This is a genomic window from Agrobacterium tumefaciens (assembly GCF_013337285.1).
GTDB classification, from domain to species: domain Bacteria; phylum Pseudomonadota; class Alphaproteobacteria; order Rhizobiales; family Rhizobiaceae; genus Agrobacterium; species Agrobacterium burrii.
The window spans coordinates 221,752-238,873 of sequence record NZ_SUPW01000007.1 but is presented as its reverse complement, the minus strand read 5'-3'; the positions used below and the strand labels follow the sequence as shown (position 1 = coordinate 238,873).

Annotated in this window: 15 protein-coding genes and 3 pseudogenes; 6 read left to right on the top strand and 12 right to left on the bottom strand. The window is 57.8% G+C overall.

All coding sequences use genetic code 11. The features are described 5' to 3' along the window. Nucleotides 1-39 precede the first annotated feature (39 nt). Nucleotides 40-561: a hypothetical protein gene (locus FCH38_RS18900; RefSeq protein ID WP_174374732.1), complete on the bottom strand. Its 522-nt coding sequence runs from the start codon at nt 559-561 to the stop codon at nt 40-42. Between the two features lie 254 nt (nt 562-815). Here FCH38_RS18900 and FCH38_RS18895 point away from each other — a divergent pair. Beyond that, nucleotides 816-1,542, top strand: a pseudogene (locus FCH38_RS18895) (IS66 family transposase); the annotation flags it as partial. A 5-nt stretch (nt 1,543-1,547) separates the two neighbouring features. Here FCH38_RS18895 and FCH38_RS18890 read toward each other — a convergent pair. The 6 genes and pseudogenes from FCH38_RS18890 to hutC form a co-directional block, all read right to left on the bottom strand. Next, a pseudogene (locus FCH38_RS18890) lies at nt 1,548-1,822 on the bottom strand (transposase); the annotation flags it as partial. 199 nt (nt 1,823-2,021) lie between these two features. Continuing rightward, nucleotides 2,022-2,972, bottom strand: coding sequence for a Csu type fimbrial protein (locus FCH38_RS18885; protein ID WP_153515655.1), 951 nt, complete (start codon nt 2,970-2,972; stop codon nt 2,022-2,024). Next, entirely contained in the window at nt 2,969-5,407 is a 2,439-nt protein-coding gene (locus FCH38_RS18880; protein WP_174374731.1) for a fimbria/pilus outer membrane usher protein, read from the bottom strand. Before FCH38_RS18880 ends, FCH38_RS18885 begins: the two co-directional genes overlap by 4 nt. After that, nucleotides 5,379-6,098, bottom strand: coding sequence for a fimbrial biogenesis chaperone (locus FCH38_RS18875; RefSeq protein ID WP_174374730.1), 720 nt, complete (start codon nt 6,096-6,098; stop codon nt 5,379-5,381). The genes FCH38_RS18880 and FCH38_RS18875 overlap by 29 nt, the downstream gene beginning before the upstream one ends. Nucleotides 6,099-6,119: 21 nt before the next feature. Further along, nucleotides 6,120-6,617, bottom strand: coding sequence for a Csu type fimbrial protein (locus FCH38_RS18870; RefSeq protein ID WP_153515797.1), 498 nt, complete (start codon nt 6,615-6,617; stop codon nt 6,120-6,122). A gap of 330 nt (nt 6,618-6,947) precedes the next feature. Continuing rightward, nucleotides 6,948-7,688, bottom strand: coding sequence for a histidine utilization repressor (gene hutC, locus FCH38_RS18865; protein ID WP_149901308.1), 741 nt, complete (start codon nt 7,686-7,688; stop codon nt 6,948-6,950). A gap of 636 nt (nt 7,689-8,324) precedes the next feature. Here hutC and FCH38_RS18860 point away from each other — a divergent pair. The 4 genes from FCH38_RS18860 (at nt 8,325) to FCH38_RS18845 (ending at nt 12,644) form a co-directional block, all read left to right on the top strand. Continuing rightward, nucleotides 8,325-9,362: an ABC transporter substrate-binding protein gene (locus FCH38_RS18860; protein WP_149901307.1), complete on the top strand. Its 1,038-nt coding sequence runs from the start codon at nt 8,325-8,327 to the stop codon at nt 9,360-9,362. A 103-nt stretch (nt 9,363-9,465) separates the two neighbouring features. Then, nucleotides 9,466-10,323 (top strand): ABC transporter permease, encoded by an 858-nt coding sequence (locus tag FCH38_RS18855; protein ID WP_174374729.1) that lies wholly within the window; start codon nt 9,466-9,468, stop codon nt 10,321-10,323. Further along, nucleotides 10,316-11,146 (top strand): quaternary amine ABC transporter ATP-binding protein, encoded by an 831-nt coding sequence (locus FCH38_RS18850; RefSeq protein WP_174374728.1) that lies wholly within the window; start codon nt 10,316-10,318, stop codon nt 11,144-11,146. The genes FCH38_RS18855 and FCH38_RS18850 overlap by 8 nt, the downstream gene beginning before the upstream one ends. Further along, nucleotides 11,139-12,644: an HAL/PAL/TAL family ammonia-lyase gene (locus FCH38_RS18845; protein WP_174374727.1), complete on the top strand. Its 1,506-nt coding sequence runs from the start codon at nt 11,139-11,141 to the stop codon at nt 12,642-12,644. The genes FCH38_RS18850 and FCH38_RS18845 overlap by 8 nt, the downstream gene beginning before the upstream one ends. Nucleotides 12,645-12,724: 80 nt before the next feature. Here FCH38_RS18845 and FCH38_RS18840 read toward each other — a convergent pair whose 3' ends face one another. The 5 genes and pseudogenes from FCH38_RS18840 to FCH38_RS18820 all read right to left on the bottom strand — a co-directional run bounded on the left by FCH38_RS18840 (nt 12,725) and on the right by FCH38_RS18820 (nt 16,497). Further along, on the bottom strand, nt 12,725-13,507 hold the full coding sequence (locus tag FCH38_RS18840) for a pyrroline-5-carboxylate reductase (protein ID WP_174374726.1): 783 nt from the start codon (nt 13,505-13,507) through the stop codon (nt 12,725-12,727). A gap of 5 nt (nt 13,508-13,512) precedes the next feature. Next, nucleotides 13,513-13,821 (bottom strand): annotated as a pseudogene (locus FCH38_RS18835) (FCD domain-containing protein); the annotation flags it as partial. A gap of 301 nt (nt 13,822-14,122) precedes the next feature. Beyond that, a complete protein-coding gene (locus FCH38_RS18830) occupies nt 14,123-14,869 on the bottom strand; it encodes a F0F1 ATP synthase subunit A (RefSeq protein ID WP_149901302.1) in 747 nt (248 codons plus the stop codon). A 98-nt stretch (nt 14,870-14,967) separates the two neighbouring features. After that, nucleotides 14,968-15,291: a hypothetical protein gene (locus tag FCH38_RS18825; protein WP_174374724.1), complete on the bottom strand. Its 324-nt coding sequence runs from the start codon at nt 15,289-15,291 to the stop codon at nt 14,968-14,970. A 54-nt stretch (nt 15,292-15,345) separates the two neighbouring features. Continuing rightward, nucleotides 15,346-16,497 carry a calcium:proton antiporter gene (locus FCH38_RS18820; protein WP_174374723.1) on the bottom strand — a complete coding sequence of 384 codons (1,152 nt, stop codon included), beginning with the start codon at nt 16,495-16,497 and terminating at the stop codon, nt 15,346-15,348. Between the two features lie 317 nt (nt 16,498-16,814). Here FCH38_RS18820 and FCH38_RS18815 point away from each other — a divergent pair, with 317 nt between their 5' ends. Next, a complete protein-coding gene (locus FCH38_RS18815; protein ID WP_149901300.1) occupies nt 16,815-17,099 on the top strand; it encodes a K+/H+ antiporter subunit F in 285 nt (94 codons plus the stop codon). Nucleotides 17,100-17,122 lie beyond the last annotated feature (23 nt).

Genomic DNA, 17,122 nt, shown 5'->3' with positions numbered 1-17,122 from the left:
TTTGATAATAATGATATTTATTAAAATAAACTCGAAATTTTATGTAACATATGCCCCACCCACTAACATAGCCCCCGCAGCTTTCATCAACCGATCTGTTGCCTCAATACGCGAGCCGGTTGTCACGTGAATGAATGAGTGGCTTGCATGGAGAGACGCGGCCCATTTTTTGATGGCCGCCACCAGTGCCAGAAACACTTTCGCACGACGGATTGCAGGCAACGTCAAATCCACAGCAATGACCTGTACGGTTACAAACAAAGGCCCATCGCTCAGCATATAGGAATCGGCAATTGCCCATGCCACGCCAACCGGCCGGCCATTCCAAAGCGCCACAGGGCAAACCATGCGCGGAGGGCGTGACAGGATCAGATTGAAATGCTCGTTGAGCTTCCAGTCCGAAAATGCCTGATCGCGAAAAACTGTCGAAGCGTGATGCTGCTTCATGATTTCGCGCACCTGGGTCGTATCGCGCTCTTCAAGCAGCCGAACGCGCAAACCAGTTGCGACATTTTCGCTTTCGGAACGTTGCGAACCAGTATCGTGGGCCAATGTCGTCACACAAATTTCCTTCCGGGTCTTTTGTAGTATCTTCCGCGGAGGCCTAATTCCGGCTCTTCCTTGTTTGGACGTGCCTCCACACGACAATGCCGCGTAATTCTCGAATTTCATCACGGCTAAGTATTTTTTCAATTTTTCAAATAATATTCTAAATAAACAATATACCTCTAATTATTACTACAAATAATCTGAGAAATACGCAATGGCGATAGTTTAATATTTTAATTTTTCGACGCGCTCACTGGGTCGAGCCCCATCTGGGATGGGGCAACAAGGCTCTGCAGAATGTTCGGCTCAAGTACGCTTGCCGCCATTGCGACCGCACGGGGGATCAACACGCCTGTCGTGATCGCTCCGATGCCGACACGACCCCTGCCTGGCAGCATTGCTACGGCTTCAACGCTGGCCTTCACGCTTGTTCACAAATACGTCGATGGCGCACCGCTCTACCGCGTTGCCCAGACCTTCGAGCGGGCCGGCGTACCGCCGGAACAGGCACTCCGGTTCTTCGAGCAACTCTACCGGATCGAAAAGCAGGCAGGAGACAACATCCCATATGCCGGGGAGACGAAGGTCGACTGTATACGCCGTTTCCGCCGACAGCACAGCTTGCCCCTCCTGAACGCCCTAAAGGTGTGGCTCGACAACATTGCGCCAAAGGTCTTCCCGGACACCAAGCTGGATGACGCCGTGTCCCACGCTCTAAACCAGTGGGCGTCTCTGACGCGCTATACCAGTGACGGCAGAATGCCGATCGACAACGACATTCTTGAACGCGATATCAGAGTTTTTGCGACCGGAATAAAATCGTGGCTGTTCAGCGACAGCGTCGAGGGCGCCAAGGCCAGCGCGGTGATCTGCAGCCTGATGCTTACTCGTCGCGCCTGTGGCGTCGACCCACTCACCTGTCTGAAGGCCCTAACACGGTTGCCTCAACGCGCTCCCGACACCGGAATTGACGACCCCCTGCCGTTCAACTTCGTGGTAGTTCGAGGTGTCGAACCTCAGGACTTTGCAAGCCCGTCAATCGAAATCCCCCAATCAACCTGCATCCCGCCGATCAGCTTACGCTTGCGTGCAGACCTCAGAGCTTTGCGCGGATAACGTCTTGCAACATTTCCCGGTCCAGCGTCAGGTCGGCGGCAATCCGCTTCAGGCGGCTGTTCTCCTCTTCCAAAGCCTTCAGGCGACGCATATCGTCAGGCAGAAGGCCTGCATATTTCTTACGCCAATTGAAATAGGTCGCCTCGCTGATCCGCGCCGGGATTCTGGCGCGAAAAACTCCAATCAAAAACGGTCCAGTTTTTGGCGATCAGGGCACCCTTTGATGACACCCGAATGCCTTCCGGCACCCACTACAACGTTGTCCTGCCGTTCAAATCGCGAAGGACAATGACGATCGACCGCGCGGCGTCCTGGCTTACCGCGGCGTTGCATGGGTAATCGGCGCGGTACATCACTCAGTAACTCACCGTCACAACGACGGTATCGCTGTAAACTCCCGGCGCCGGTGTATTCTGCGCCGGGACGCGACCATAGACGGGCAGTGTCTGCAGGCTGCCGGTTCCGGTGCCGGTGGTGATTTGGCCAGCCGTACTTCCCCAGACATTCGTGCGGTTGACGTCGCGATAGAGCCCGTAGGTTATCGATCCGCCGGCCAGCACCATCTGGCGCGAAGCCGGTGGGCTGTTGCTCAGGCCGCCGTTGAGGGCGACGCTGTAATTCAGGTTGCTGGTGCAGGTAAGAGCGATGGCCCCCGTTGCGTCGACTGCGGTGTTGAGAACGCCATGACTGCCGAAATTGATGTTTTGCGCCGAGACAATGCAGGTCGGTGATACCGCAGCCGTAACGTTGAATGGCACCTGTGTCGGGTTTTGGGTTATGTCGGAGCAGTTCGGTGCCAATAAAAGAAATGACGTATAGGTAAAATTGGTCTCGGCGCCGGCAAAGCTGGAGAGGTAGGGGCCACGGGCTGCGGCGGCCTGACCGGCGGTAATCCTGCCGTAAACGGTACGGCTCGTGCTGTTGAGGAGGAGAGGCAGCGCCATATCGATAGGCGGAGGTGATCCGAGCGCGGGCTGGGTGACCGATCCCCAGGGCGTTGTGCGTCCGGAATTCTGGTACAGCTGATAATTGAGGATGTTACTGCCTTGCAGCATCCGTCGGATACCGCCCGATTGCCCGCCGCTGCCGGCGTTGATGTTGGGGCAGATGCGGATGGAAAGCGCCAGCGACAAAGGGTTGGAGCAAGTCACCGACAATGTTGCGGTGGTATCCACGGCGCTGCCGCTTGTAAGGTTGACGAAGCCGAAACTCATGTCCGACATGCTGAAGCTGCAGCTTTGCGCCAGAACCGGTGTTCCGAATAGGAAAGCGGCGATGGCAAGGGCAGCGCGGGTCAGAACCTTCATTGAACGCTCCTGCATATGGCTTCAAGGGTGGCGCGTGTCTTGGCGGCAGGGGAAACGGTAATCTGCGCTTCGCACTCTCCCTTCGTGGGTTGCGTGATGGAAAGCCGATGTGTTTCGCCGATATTATCGAGATAGGCCTGCCCGTCATAACCGACGATGAAGTCACGCTCACCGTCGATCTTGCCGGTCGATCCGGTTTCGATAAACTGGCCGCTTTCGTCCTTCAGCGTCACCAGCGCCACCTGCCCCCCGGTTTCCACCTCGAAGTTGACGACTGCTCCCGCGCGCTCTGTCGGTGTGACCGTTTGTTTTGTCGTGTCGATGCGGGCATCCACGGGAAGATTGCTCGGGTCCAGCGTGATGTTGTTGACGTCATAGGACCGCAGGTTCGGAAGCAGTATTTTTCCGCGTCGGTTCGTCTGGCCGATGGGGCGGTTTTCCAGCAGAATATCGACGCCGGGCGCGCCGGCATCCACGACGGCGAAGGCGTCATCGATCCGGTTTCCAATAAAGACATCGCCGCCGGCCAGCGCTATCGATCCGTCGATCTGGGCATAGGCCTGTGTCGTGCGGTTGAATTGATCGACACCGGCAGACACACGTGCGACGCTGCCGCGATAACTGCCGGAGGCGGAGGCGATATCGTTGCCGCCCATCGAACCGCGCAGACGCCAGCCATAACTTCCCTCCGCCTGTTCCTCGGATTTTCCGACTTCGGCCGTTAGGGAATATCCGTCCGCATCGGACGACATGCCGGCCGAACCGGAGACGCCGCCGCCGAACGACCAGGAGAGACCGGCATAGATGCCGTAGGAATGGCTGTCCTCGAGGTCCTTATAAGCGGTGATGAAGATATTGCCGTTTTCGCCGAAGGGTCGCGTGGCGGAAAGGCCAAGCAGCCGGGATTTTCTCTCATCGAAAGTTTCCAGCTGTGTGTAGGAGAAATTGAGGCTCGTCTCATCGAAACCGAGTTGCGTGGAAACGGAAATCTGGTCGAGCGCACGCGGCGGCCGCGCACTGAGCAGGCCGGCTATCGTGCGGACTTTCGATGTATCGGCGGAAACGGATGCCATATCGTTATAGTCGCCGAATGTCCGTTGCGAGCGCGCGTTTAACCGTACTCCAAGCAATTCGGCTTCGACATTCGCGGAAAGCTGATAACCGCTTTCCGCGCCGAAACGGCTCGATGCGCCCGAAACCGCCGCCAGCCCATGGGCTCCAAGCGTGAAGACGCCGCCGAAGCCGATATTGTAGAAATCCTCACCGCCTTCGGCGTGACCCTCCAGCGTCAACCCGTCCGATAATCCATAACGCACCGTCGCAGAACCGAGTGGTCTGTCATCATAGTCGAAAGACGAAGTGCCGTAATTGCGCCGGGCAAAGCCAAGCTCGGCGGAAAAATCGATGAGACCCTGCGCGAGCAGATCCGGCGAGGTATAAAAAGGCGTTTCGGACACGGTTTCGCGCCCCAGCGCATCCCGCACCACCAGTCTTGCATTGCCCGCACCGCTGATGACCGGAAGATTGGTGATGGAGAATGGCCCCTCGGGAACATCCTGCGACAGGCGGCGGATATTGTTGACATAGACATCGACGGTGGAAGGTACCGCTGCGGAGCCTGCAAATTCAGGCATCGGCATGGTGACGATATCCGGTCGCAGATCGAAGTTTCGGCGGATCTGCAAACCGCCCAACCGCGTCGGACGTGTCCAGCTCAGCCCGCCGGTGATCAGGTCTCCGGCCCGGTATGTCGTCAGGCTGTCCTCATCGGAGTAGCTCCAGGTGGTGTCGAGGCGCTGGGTGTCAAATTGCGACAGGCGGGATGTGCTCAAGACCTGAGACGAAGACAGCACGCCCAGCGGGCCAAACACCCGGCTTTCCAAAAGGGCGGAGACACCGTTGAAGTCGGTCAGGTCCGACCACTTGTTGCCGCCGGACGAGCCGTAGATCGTGTAATTCACCAGACCTCCAAAATCGCTTGTGGCCTTGTCCTGCACATCCTCGTCTTCCTCCTCAGCGCTCCTGCCGGATGCGTCGATGACTTTGTTCGCCCGTGCCGCCGTGGGCAGGGTGAAATGGACCGACTGCGTGCTTTCATCATAATGCGTCACCACATCCGGCAGCCTGGAGACATCGATCCAGCCATCATCGCCTGCAGCGCTTTCAATCGGAGAAATCCCGATGTTCTTCAGCTGCTCCGGTTCGATAAGAAGCGACCCGGCGTCGTTTTGACGAAATGTGGCGATCAGTTCCGTTGAAACATCATTGATGTAGACTTCGAGCTGCAATTGCCCCGCTTCTTTTGCGGCAAAAGAAGCGGGCGGCGTCGCAGGGGGCAAATCCTGCGCCACGGATAAACTGCTCGATGAAAAGATCGTCAAACCTGCAATCGTCAAAACGGCAAGGTCAGCCGCCGTTGACGCGCGCCGTCGCATTGACGGGGCCGCCTTCGCTCTCAGCCGAAATCTTCAGTGCGCCACCAGCTTTTTTGCCGCCGGTTGCCGGAACAAGAAAGCTTGCACCGGATTTGCCGAGCACGTAGCCCACCAGGCCCTGCTGCTGGGCAACCGCTTGCCCGTTGCTGCCCAGAACTTTCAGGTTGGCGATCCGTATCCGTTTCTGACCATTATTGGCAACGGACACCCTGTAACCTTTGCCCTGTGGCGTTATCGACCAGACCGGCTCGGCATCGCCTGTGGAAGCGGGCGAAAAGAAAACCGGTATGGAGTGGCGAACGACCAGATTGACGGTGCCGGACTGGGGTCTCCCCGCAGCGGGCAATTCGTCCACGATGACGCGATAGCTCTCTTCCGCCCTGATGGGGGTTTTGGAAAGCCGGACGATGCGGATAAGGTTCTCGGCGCCCGGTTTCAGCTGCGTCATTGGCGGGCTGGCGACGACGTCCCCTGCCGCGGTGTAGACGTCTGAGCCGTTTTGCTGGGTCCAGCGGAATATCCTGACCTGAACGTTGATGGGCGTTTTCGCATCATTCCATATGCGCAGGCTGGACGCCGCCGCGGGCGCTCTTAAATCCAGAATGACTGGTGAAACCCGCAAAGATGCGGCGTGTGAAGGTGAGACATTCAAACCGGCAATAAACGCAGCCGCTAAGGTAAAAAGACGCATGCGCGATCCTCCCTATGGCGATCAGTAATTGAGCGTGGCCGTCACCGTATCGGTATAGACGCCGACCGCAGGTGTCGTCTGGGCAGGTACGCGCCCATAGACCGTGAATGTTTGCGGCGCTCCGGTTCCCGTTCCTGTCTGGCGATCCGTCCCCACGGTATTGCCCCACACCGTGGTATGTGCCGCAGTCGTATAGAGCGAGTATGCAATGGTGGCACCCGCCGGGGAGGTCATCAGACGGCTGGCGACAGTGGCGCCCGAACCGGCGCCGGCGCTCAGGCCAAGACTGAAGGGTGTGCTGGAGGTGCATTGAACGACGACCTGACTGGTCGCGTCAATATTGCTGCTGATGACACCATTGGTGCCGAAATCCAGATTGCCGGCCGAGTTTATCTGGCATGCTGCCTGAATGGTGATCTGTACCGTGAAGTTTGAGGTGGCGACCTGCGCCATGCCTGATGACGGCGCAAGGGCGCACGCCGCAAGTGATAATAGGTAGCCTGATGTTGCGAACTTCATGCTCTCTCCCCAAGCGGCTGCGCTGCTGATTTCCTCGGTCATAACGCAGGATCACCCCAATAGCGGGTAATTAGAATAATCTAATACTCGTCTCGATTTGGTTAACAAATCCTTAACGACGGAACCTAGAAAACTACAGGATGAAATACAGCATAAAGTACAACCGCAAATTCTGTGGTATTCGCGGATGAGAAAATAGATAAGTTCTCGAAAAAACTTAGCTAATCAGTAGCTTGCCCATTTCCTCGCAGCGAGGTTCGATGTGATGGTGCACACTTGGATGAAGACGCCAGATTGTGACCCTTTGGCCAATGGCCACATTGACAGCCCTTATTCCTGACTTTCGAGTCGATAGCGGCTTCCGGGATATAATAACCGTACCGATGTTACCGCGCGGCTGGAAGACCAGGTCCGCCGCCGAACCTGCAGGCAGGGCTCGTGCCGGCCGATCGCCAGCAATTTGCATTCCCATGGCTGGGGCGCTGCGGCTTCGATGAACTGTTCGGTTCGGGAAATTGGCGCCAATGCCGTCAGATAGGCATTCGGGGTCATGGAGCTGAAATCCTGCTGTAAATAGTCCGGGGCAACCGCTGCATTCACGAAACGGTCTTCCAGCTGGATCGGCACGTCGTCTTCGTGATGAACGATGATCGAATGGAAAATCTTGGCACCAACGTCGATCTCCAGCGCCGAGGCAAGATCGGGACCGCATACCTCGGTCTGCGCCAGGATCAGGCTCGCCTGGTGGGAAGAGCCTCGTTCCTTGATCTCGTCGGCGATGTTTCGCACACCCATCATGGCGGCGCTTCTTTTTTTCGATGCGACAAATGAACCGCGTCCCTGAACACGTACGATGACACCTTCGGTCGCAAGTTCCCGCAGCGCGCGGTTTGCCGTCATCCGGCTGACGCCCAGCATCTCCACCATCTCGTTTTCGGAAGGGACCCGGTGGTGGAGGGGCCATTCGCCGCTCGCGATCTTCGCCTTGATTTGCGTTTTCACACGCTCATAGAGCGGCAGGGAAGGATACTCGCTGGATGTAGCAAGGTCGCTTTCGATCACGAACGGCATTTAAACTCCCTAAAAATCGGCAGATTGCCTAAAATATAACCAGCATTACGGACGCATGCAAAATATCATCTTTGCACTTGCTTGTCTCCTAAAACCATGCAAAGTTACATATACAACTTGTGAAGCATCGATGGGAGTTGAAAAATCGATCTTTTGCAGGCGCATTTTTCTCGTGAGTGGTTGAGGTGAGGATGTCCGCGTGCCGACCGGCTCCGAAAGGAGAATGCAGGCTGGCTCGCCGATATTGGGAGAAAGAGCTGTGAATGCGTGGTTATGAACCGTTTATGGTTCCGGTGGTTTGCAGACGACCGCATAGGTTTCGGCGCGAGACGGCTGGATTGGCCGCGTTCAGGGTTCGGACGATGCCGGCTCTCCAGTCGTTCTTCCATTGCCGTTCCGGCTTGCTGCCATTCTCTATCACCGAAGCTGTTTCATCAAAGTTGTATAGTGAACTTAAGGAAAGTTACTTTCGTTGCCGGCAGGGAATAGGTGTCTTGTTCGGGCCTGCTGCGAACGGTCCTGCTGACCCGACGAAAGGTCGATATTCGTTCATCATACTTTCAGGGAGATCCTGCGCCGGCACCGCATGAATTTGTGCCGACAACATGCCAACCATCAATCAAAAAGGGGAATAAGATGTTGAATGCAAAATTTAAATTCGCGCTTGCCGCCACTGCCCTGTTTGCGGCGCTGCCCTTGGGGTCGGCCCATGCAGCCAGCTATTGCGGCGAGGGGAAGACCGTTACTTTCGCCGGCATCGACTGGGAAAGCGGCGCCTTCGTCACCGAAGTCATGAAGGCCATTCTGTCGAAGGGATATGATTGCAAGGTTGATTCCATTCCCGGCAATTCGGTGACCCTGGAACAGGCCACGGCCAATAACGACGTTCAGATTTTCGCTGAGGAATGGATCGGCCGGTCCGACGTCTGGAACAAGGCCGCTGCCGCAGGACAGGTTACCTCGGTCGGCAAGACCTTCGTGGGCGCCTCCGAAGGCTGGTTCGTTCCTGAATATCTGATCAAGGGCGACGCCACAAAGGGCATAGAGGCAAAGGCCCCCGACCTGAAAAGTGTCGAGCAGCTTTCCGATCCGAAGATCGCCGCCCTCTTTCAGGATCCCGAAGAGCCGTCCAAGGGGCGTTTTCTCAATTGCCCATCGGGTTGGACCTGTGAGGGTGTCAATACCGCCAAGCTTCAGGCCTACAAGCTCGACACGACCTACGTGAACTTCCGCCCCGGCACGGGCACGGCGCTGGATGCGGGGATCAGCGCCGCCTATCTTCAGGGCGAACCGCTGCTCTTCTATTACTGGAGCCCGACCGCAATCATGGGCAAATACAAGCTCGTGCAGCTTTCCGAGCCGGCCTACACCGAAGCCTGCTGGAAGGACCTGACAAGCGCCGATGGCAAGCGGGAGGCGGGATGCGCTTTCCCTGCGGTTGAGGTTGCTTATGGCGTCAACAGCGACTTCGCCAAGGCTGCGCCGGATATCATCGAAATCCTCGGCAAGGCGACCTTCCCGCTCGAGGAGGTCAATTCCAGCCTCGCTTACATGGTTGACGAAAAGGCCGATGCGGTAGCCGCAGCGACGCGCTTCCTGAAGACCAAGGGCGATATCTGGGGCGCATGGGTGTCGCCGGAGGCCAAAACCCGCATCGAAGCCGCGATCAAGTAGCAATCACGGGGCCGCATACCGGATTGGCATGCGGCTTTTTCTTTTCCCGTCAGAGCCGTGACCGTCGGGGACGGAAGACGGCAAAGTGCGAGGACGCCACCCGATGTTTCCTGAGACTTTTCATATTTCCATTCGTGGCCCGATCAATGAGTTCGTCCAGTCGCTGGTCGTCAATTATGGCTTCGTGTTCAAGGCGATTTCGCAGACCATTCTGCAGGTTATCCTGTTCATGGAATGGATATTGCGCGGCCTGCCATGGTGGCTGGTCCTGCTTGCCTTTCTGGTGCTGGCATGGTTTGCGGCGCGCAAGATTTCGCTTGTCCTCATGGTCGGGGTCATGCTGCTGGTCGTCGGCGCCCTCGGCCTTTGGGACCTGACGATGCAGACGCTGGCGCTGATGCTCATCGCCAGCCTGATTTCTATTATCATCGGTGTCCCGGTCGGCATCTGGCTCGCAAAGAGCCAGATCATGCGGCGTATCACGCTGCCTGTCCTTGACGTCATGCAGACGATGCCGAGTTTCGTTTATCTGATCCCGGCAATCATGCTTTTCGGTCTTGGCAAGGTCCCGGCAGTGCTCGCGACCATCATCTATGCCGTACCACCGCTGATCCGCCTGACCGATCTCGGCATCCGCCAGGTGGATCGCGAAGTGGTGGAGGCGGCAACCGCTTTCGGCAGCAGCCCGTCGCAGATCCTGTTCGGGGTGGAGCTGCCGCTGGCCACACCCACGATCATGGCCGGTCTGAACCAGACGATCATGATGGCTCTTTCCATGGTGGTCGTAGCCTCGATGATCGGCGCGCGTGGTCTGGGCGAACAGGTCCTGAACGGGATTCAGACACTGGATGTCGGAAAGGGCCTCGAGGCGGGTCTCGGCATCGTCATTCTTGCCATCGTCCTCGACCGTATTACGCAGGGCTTCGGCCAATCCAGCCGGAAGGAGCGCGGCGATGACTGATATCGCAATCCGTAACGTTTCCAAGATTTTCGGCGGTAACTGGAAAGCCGCGCTCGCCATGACGAAGGACGGTGCCGACAAGGCTGAAATATTGGCCAAGACCGGTTGCAGCGTCGGTCTCGACGATGTCAGCCTCGATATCGCCGGCAGCCGCATCTTCGTCATCATGGGACTGTCGGGTTCCGGAAAATCGACGCTTGTGCGCCATATCAACCGTCTGATCGAACCGACGAGCGGTGAAATCCTGGTTGGCGGCAGCAATGTGCTTGATCTGAACGCCAAGGACCTGCGCGACTTCCGCAATCGCCGTGTCAGCATGGTGTTCCAGAATTTCGGCCTCATGCCACACCGCACAGTTATGCAGAATGTCGTTTATGGCCAGCGTGTACGCGGCCTCTCAAAGGCGGAAGCAAACCCGATCGGCATGCAATGGATCGAGACCGTCGGGCTTGCCGGCTATGAAAACAAGATGCCCCATCAACTGTCCGGCGGCATGAAGCAGCGTGTCGGCCTTGCGCGGGCTCTCGCTGCCGATACCGACGTTATTCTGATGGATGAGGCATTTTCCGCTCTCGATCCGCTGATCCGCGCCGATATGCAGGATCAGCTTCTGCAGCTGGAGAAGAATCTCTCGAAAACCATCGTCTTCATCACGCATGATCTTGATGAGGCGCTGCGGATCGGTGCGCAGATCGCGATTCTGAAGGACGGGAAACTGGTGCAGGTCGGAACGCCGGACGATATTCTCAATCGCCCCGCTAATGATTACGTCGCCCGCTTCGTGCAGCGCCGCATGGGCGCGGCGGTCGCCCACCATGATTGAGAGCGTTATCATCGATCAGGGCATCTCGTGGCGGGATGTCGCCATGGTGGCAAAAGGTGCACGACTGCAGCTTGCCGATGCCGCGTGGAAGCGTATCGCTGCGGCGCGTGACATTGTCGAGGCGCTGGTGTCGAAAGGCGTGCGCGGCTACGGCATCAATACCGGTGTCGGTGCCCTGTGCGATGTGATCGTGGACAGGGATCGGCAACAGGCCCTGTCGCGAAACATCCTGCTCAGCCATTCCTGCGGGGTCGGAGAGCCGCTGGGGCGGGAGCAGACACGTGCCATCATGGCCGCGCAGATCGTCAATTTCGCCCATGGTTTTTCCGGCATCCGCGTGGAAACCGTCGAGGCGCTGCTGGCCCTTTTGAATGCGGATGTTTTGCCCGTCATTCCCTCGCGCGGTTCGGTCGGGTATCTCACCCATGCCGCGGCGATCGGGTTGGTATTGATCGGCGAAGGCGAGGCGGTGCGTGATGGTGAAAAGCTTTCCGGCGGGCAGGCGCTGGCAGCGGTCGGTCTCTCTCCGCTTGTGCCTCTGGCCAAGGAGGGGCTGAGCCTCGTCAACGGAACGCCATGCGCCACCGGCCTTGCCTGTCTGGCGCTATCGAAAATGGAAAATCTGCTGGATTGGGCGGATGCGGCCGCAGCAATGAGTTATGAAAATCTGGGCGCGCAGCCCGATCCTTTCTCGGCGGTGCCGCTTGCTCTGCGCACATCCCCGGGGCTTCAGACCGTTGGAAACAATCTCCGCCATCTGCTGGCGGATAGTCCCCTCTTGGCTCGCTCGGCTGGGTCGCGCACGCAGGATCCGCTCAGTCTTCGTGCCGTGCCGCAAATCCACGGCGCCATTCGCGACAGCGTCGCTCAGATCGGCGAAGTGGTGAATCGCGAACTGGCAAGTGTTACGGACAATCCGGTGGTTACCGGTTCGCCTGATATGCCGCAGGTGCATTCGCAGGCCCATGCGGTTGGCGCGGCATTGGGGCTTGCCATGGATAGTCTGGCCGTAGCAGCTGCAGAACTGGCAAGCATTGCGGAGCGCCGGATCGACCGTCTCGTCAATCCGCTGGTCAGCGGCCTGCCGGCTTTTCTGGCGGAAGGCAGCGGTGTCTGTTCCGGTTTCATGATCATTCAGTATACGGCGGCGGCGCTGGTGGCGGAAAACCGGCGGCTGGCTGCGCCCGCCAGTCTGGATGGCGGCATTACCTCCGCCTTGCAGGAGGATATTCTCACCCACGCCACGCCGGCGGCCGACAAGGCGCTTTCCATCATCGCCAATCTGGAAACCATTCTTTCGATTGAGATCATATGTGCGACGCAGGCCTATGACATGCAGCCGGGAGAAGCCGTTATGGCGCCCGGCACCCACGCCCTCTACCGGCGTGTTCGCGCAGACGTTCCCTTTTACCGTGACGACCGGCCACTCAATTCCCTGCTTGCGATGGTGGAGAAGTTGCTGCGTAAGACGAGCGTCGGGATCGGGCATCTGCCGTAAGTATCGGCACTAATCCAGCATCGCCATCTGGGCGGGCAGTTGGTCTGTTTATCGCGGGCCTTGTCATGCACCGCCGCGGGCTATTTTATGATCCGCTCAAAGACACGGCTCAACGCTCCCTTCAGCGCGCTGGAGCCGCCATTACGGTCAAAATCCTGCAAAACCTGCTCGTTTAAGCCGCCTTTGGTGGCAAATTCACCGCTGAGATCAAGGAAGCTGGTGTCCTTGTCGGCAAGCTGTGCCACTTCGGAAAGACCGGCGAAGAGCGGGGCGAGATAGGCGCGGCCCTTTTCGTTCGGCAGGCCGTTTTCGGCCAGCCATTCGGTCGTATGCTGCATGATGCCGAAATAGGTGGCCATCAGGGCACTAGCGGCGGCGAGAAGATCGTATTCCGCCTTTGTCTCGCATTCGACCGCATTGCCAAGACTGTTAAAAATTTCCGACGTATTGGCATCCGGTGGATAGATGGCCGTGACGCCCCTGCGCCGTGCGACGAAAGGCAGGGGAATCGCCTGCGTTAGGCTGACATCCGCGCCGATCCAGTCGAAAAGCACTTCGCGGCTGGTTGCGGCAACGACGCTGATGACCTTCTGCCCATTCCGGAATCGCAGCGGGCGGATGACGTCTTCGGCGATCTGCGGCCGAATTGCCAGCACGACGGTATTGCAACCGTCGACGATAGCCTGATTATCGTCAGAAACAATCACCTGCCGAAAATCGGCAGCGAGCCCGGTCGAGATGTCCGCGTTGCGCGCTGACACCATGACATGCGGCACGGCCGCAGGCTTCAGGAGCAAGCCCCGCACCATCGCGTCGGTGATCGCTCCGGTTCCGATAAAACCAATTTTCTGTGAAAGGGACATGATGACTCCGCGGCTGCAGACGGACCGAAGGATATGTCGGTCGTGTAGTTTTCACGCAGGAAGGCGATGAAATTGTCCTGAAACTGCCGGGTGCGGGCATGGACCAGTTCATCGGCCAGCTCGACATTCTTCGCCCGGATTGCTTTCAGCATCGGTTCATGCTCGTCCGTCAAAAGATTGCCGTCGCCGGTTCGTTCCAGATATTCGAACTGGAGACGTAGCATATGCTGGCCCTGATTGAGAAGCCGCTCGTAGGAGGCGCGATGGGCATTCTTGGGGGCATAGGCGACAGCCATATGAAATTGGGCCGCCGCATGTTGGGGTGACGAGGCTTGCTCGGCCGGCACGGTGTTTGCTCCGTCCGGATCAGCCGCCGTACTGAGTATCGGTGCGACATTCCTGCCGTCGAGGCGCTCCTGGATCGGTGAGGTAAATGGCATCAGCTACGGCATCATCGATCTTCCGGCAGAAGTGGGGAAATCGCCATTTTGCGTGCCGGCGGGCTTCTGCGTTTGATCCTTGAACGCAGACACCGGCCTTCCGGGGAACGTCAGCGCGCCTGACGTCCCTTTTGCGGGCCTTGCGGACAAGAACGCTCGGCACGCGGTTGATGCTTTAGTGTCCCGGATGCAGTGCGTCGTTAAGATACATGCAGGTGAGCATGGTGAATACATAGGCCTGAATGCCGGCCATCAGGAATTCGAGAGCCGTGATCGCGACCGTCATGAAGAGCGGCGCGATGGCGCCGATTACCCCCAGCGCATTGACGCTGGCGAGGGAGACGACAAACCCTGCAAAGACCTTCAGGGTGATATGGCCCGCAAGCATGACCGCAAACAGGCGGACGGAATGGCTGACCGGGCGCGAAATATAGGAGATGATTTCAATCGGCACGATGATGGGAGCCAGGATTGCCGGGATTCCTGCGGGTTTGAAAAGCCCGAAAAAACCAATGCCGTGTTTGAACAGGCCATAGAGCGTGACGGTGCCGAACACCATCATGGCGAGGCCGAAGGTGACGATGATCTGGCTCGTTACTGTAAAGGCATAAGGAAACATGCCGATCATGTTCGCGAACAGGATGAACATGAAAAGCGAGAACACGAAGGGGAAGAACCGCATGCCTTGCTCTCCGGCATTGTCACGCAGGGTCTTGGCAACGAACTGGTAAAGCATCTCCGCGCTCGATTGCCAGCGGCCGGGCACGAGACGGGCTTTGCCGGTTGCCAGAAGCAGGAATGAACTCGCCAGTGTGACGGTGAGAAACATGTATGCCGAAGCATTGGTGAAGCTGAGGTCGATATCCCCGACTGTAATTTCAACGAGAGGTTTGACTTCGAATTGATCGATGGGGCCGGCCATGACAGGTCCTTCAGTAAATTGCGACAATGACGGGGATGCGCCGGTGTTCGAAGTCACGGCTGTGCCGGACGCAGGAAGACCGTGCGTGTGATGGAAAGTCAGAAATAGGGAGGGTGTTCGGTATATCGGCCATTCTGATCCCAAGATTGAGAGTCAGGGCCGTCCCCGGAACGTTTCGAGGCACGGGTCGTCCCGTGCGAGGGCTTTCTAGCCAAATCGGTGGCAGGTGGCAATCGTTTTCGGGTAAACGCATCGGCGCGGGAAAACCGGACCAGATGGTTGGCGACGAGAACGAAGATCAAGGCCGCTGAAATCCGCGTCACCCAGCTTGGCGAGCGTTGATTTGCACTTTGTGCGACCGTTTCAGAAATGTCCCGATAGAGCATCCGCGGCGCGTTCCACATCATGAATCTCGCGATCATGGGGCCGTCCCCGTTTGGTTTGAAGCGCGCGGGCCGTCCCGCGATGCCGTGGTCTCAGGCCGTAAACAACAGGAGACCAAAGATGACGAACAGCATCAGATGCAACAATCCTTGCGCCGCGGAGGTTCGCCTCCCCAGATAGGTCAGGGTTGTCAGTGCAACCGTCAGGGCAAACAGGATGGTTTCGGTGGGCGAAATTCCGAAGATCACCGTTTTGCCGGTGACGAGGCCGACCGTCAGGACCGCCGGGACCGTGAGCCCGACAGTTGAAACAAATGCGCCGAGGCACAGATTGATTGCCCGTTGTGTCTCGTTGTGCAACGCGGCCTTTACGGCCGTGATCGATTCGGGCGTAAAGACGATGATCGCAATAAGAACGCCGCCAACGGCCACCGGAGCGCCAGCCTGCGCAACGCCGTAATCAATGACGATAGCGAGGTCGTGTGCGAGCAGCACGATCGGCAGCAGCAATCCGATCAGAAACATCGAATGAACGATGTTCTTTTTGCTGGCATGACCGTCCGTCGGATGATCTGGAGCCTGACGCGTGAGGGGTTCTGTCAGCCTGATCGACATCCGGCCCGGTGCGGGCTGCATGAAGTGGCTGCGGTAACGCCCCATCTGGAGGGCGAGGAAACTGCCGTAGACAATCACGGTCACGAGGGAGATGACGATGGCCTGGAGAGCGGTAAACGTGCCATTGCCTGCGGGGAGCGTGTTCGGCACCAGAAGCGCGACGCCGGCCAGAACGACCGTCATCGCAATGAAAGAAACGGCGCCGGGCGCATTATATTCCTGCTCGCCATAACGCATTGCGCCTGCCAGAAGGCAGATACCTGTCACGAGGTTGAGGATGATCATCATCACCGCGAATATGGAATCTCTTCCGATCGTCGGGGCCTCATTCGGCCCCAGCATCACCGCCGCAATCAGTATCACTTCGATTGCAACGATCGACAGCGTGAGAATGAGTGTTCCGTAGGGTTCACCCAGTTGATGGGCCAGTTCATCGGCCTCTTTCACGACCCCGAAAGCCGCCATCAGGATTGTGGCGAAGAGCACGAGAAAGCACGAGATGGCAATGGCTGGCGTCATATCAGGCGAAAGCCATGACTGGCCGGACAGCTGGAAAACGGCGACGACCAGCCAGGCCACGACGAGTTTCGGCCAGGGAGTGCGGAGAAAGGATGGAGATTTGTCAGACATTGCAGGCGACCTCTATCTGGGGTCGTCCCCGGCAATCTGTCGCATTCGGGTCGTCCCGAACGAAGCTCTGTCAAGCTGTTGATGTCAGCGATAGCATGGCAGGGCTCCTGAAAGCAATGGCGCAGTCGGGCCGCCGCCTTGATGATAAGCGCCATTGGTGATAGCACGCAGTCGTGCAGGACGACCTGCGCCATCTGGATCAAATGGGGACGGCCCCGTGTCTAAAGAACACGTGGAGCAAGGCCATGATCTCTCATAATTGCCCTGAACAGACCGGTATTTTTTCTTCGGCGCGACCCTGTTGAACGGTGCCGTTGATGTTGATCGCAGATATTATTTACTGGTCCACCACCCTTGCCCAGGGGATGCTTCTGCTTGCCATGGCATTCGCCGCATATCGCCTGATCAAGGGGCCGAGGGCACAGGATCGTGTCATGGCGATCGATACGATCTACAATATTGGAATATTGCAGGCGCTGGTGCTGGCGATCAAAACCGGAAACGCCCTTTATCTTCCTTTCATTCTGATACTCGCAATTCTCGGCTTCGTTTCGACCGTCGCGCTTGCGAAGTTTCTGATGCGAGGTGAGGTGATTGAGTGATGTGGCAGGTGACTGCGCCGCTG

Coding starts and splice junctions, on each gene's coding strand:
- FCH38_RS18820 (WP_174374723.1), bottom strand. CDS start 16,497: ATGTCTGACAAATCTCCATCCTTTCTCCGCACTCCCTGGCCGAAACTC.
- FCH38_RS18840 (WP_174374726.1), bottom strand. CDS start 13,507: ATGTCCCTTTCACAGAAAATTGGTTTTATCGGAACCGGAGCGATCACC.
- FCH38_RS18845 (WP_174374727.1), top strand. CDS start 11,139: ATGATTGAGAGCGTTATCATCGATCAGGGCATCTCGTGGCGGGATGTC.
- FCH38_RS18860 (WP_149901307.1), top strand. CDS start 8,325: ATGTTGAATGCAAAATTTAAATTCGCGCTTGCCGCCACTGCCCTGTTT.
- FCH38_RS18850 (WP_174374728.1), top strand. CDS start 10,316: ATGACTGATATCGCAATCCGTAACGTTTCCAAGATTTTCGGCGGTAAC.
- FCH38_RS18870 (WP_153515797.1), bottom strand. CDS start 6,617: ATGAAGTTCGCAACATCAGGCTACCTATTATCACTTGCGGCGTGCGCC.
- FCH38_RS18885 (WP_153515655.1), bottom strand. CDS start 2,972: ATGAAGGTTCTGACCCGCGCTGCCCTTGCCATCGCCGCTTTCCTATTC.
- FCH38_RS18815 (WP_149901300.1), top strand. CDS start 16,815: ATGTTGATCGCAGATATTATTTACTGGTCCACCACCCTTGCCCAGGGG.
- FCH38_RS18875 (WP_174374730.1), bottom strand. CDS start 6,098: ATGCGTCTTTTTACCTTAGCGGCTGCGTTTATTGCCGGTTTGAATGTC.
- FCH38_RS18855 (WP_174374729.1), top strand. CDS start 9,466: ATGTTTCCTGAGACTTTTCATATTTCCATTCGTGGCCCGATCAATGAG.
- FCH38_RS18830 (WP_149901302.1), bottom strand. CDS start 14,869: ATGGCCGGCCCCATCGATCAATTCGAAGTCAAACCTCTCGTTGAAATT.
- hutC (WP_149901308.1), bottom strand. CDS start 7,688: ATGCCGTTCGTGATCGAAAGCGACCTTGCTACATCCAGCGAGTATCCT.
- FCH38_RS18825 (WP_174374724.1), bottom strand. CDS start 15,291: ATGATCGCGAGATTCATGATGTGGAACGCGCCGCGGATGCTCTATCGG.
- FCH38_RS18880 (WP_174374731.1), bottom strand. CDS start 5,407: ATGCGACGGCGCGCGTCAACGGCGGCTGACCTTGCCGTTTTGACGATT.